The sequence below is a fragment of the Gordonia alkaliphila genome, assembly GCF_039542465.1.
Taxonomy (GTDB): Bacteria; Actinomycetota; Actinomycetes; order Mycobacteriales; family Mycobacteriaceae; genus Gordonia; species Gordonia alkaliphila.
On record NZ_BAABIE010000061.1, the window covers coordinates 1 to 535 of the forward strand.

General features: G+C 67.1%; 1 protein-coding gene. It reads left to right on the top strand.

Annotated features, from left to right (window positions below; translation table 11 throughout):
• Positions 1-535: ABC transporter substrate-binding protein (locus ABD989_RS17710; protein WP_345314514.1), on the top strand; the 535-nt coding region annotated here is incomplete at both ends.

A 535-nucleotide genomic window follows, 5' to 3' on the forward strand; every position in this document is an offset into this window, starting at 1 on the left:
GATGACGTCGGCCTCGAGGTCGAGCAGCCTCGCACCGATCTTCGTCGGGATGGAGTTCGGCGAGTTCGAGAAGGAGAACCTGAAGATCGAGTTCACCGTGCTGCCGTTCGCCGACGCGATGCCGCAGCTGGCCGCGGGCCGGGTCGACATCTCCTACGGCGGCGTCGAGGCCGGCATGTTCAACGCGGTCAACCAGGGCCTGGACCTCAAGTGGGTGCTGGGCAACTTCGTGGAGCCGAAGTCCGCCGACCTGACCCAGCCGCAGACCGGGCTGTGGGCCCCCCGCGACATCTTCTCCGATCCGCAGAACCCCGACGTCAAGGAGCTCAAGGGGAAGACCCTGGGCTCAACCGTGGGCGCCGCCTCCTCCATCGCCTATCCGATGGACAAGGCGCTGCGCGAGGCGGGCATCTCCCTGAAGGACATGGAGATCAAGCAGCTCCCCTCGACGGACCTGATGACGGCCCTGGCCAACAAGGCCCTCGACACCGCGTGGCTGCTGGATCCGTACTGGCTGACCGCGGCGGACAGCCCG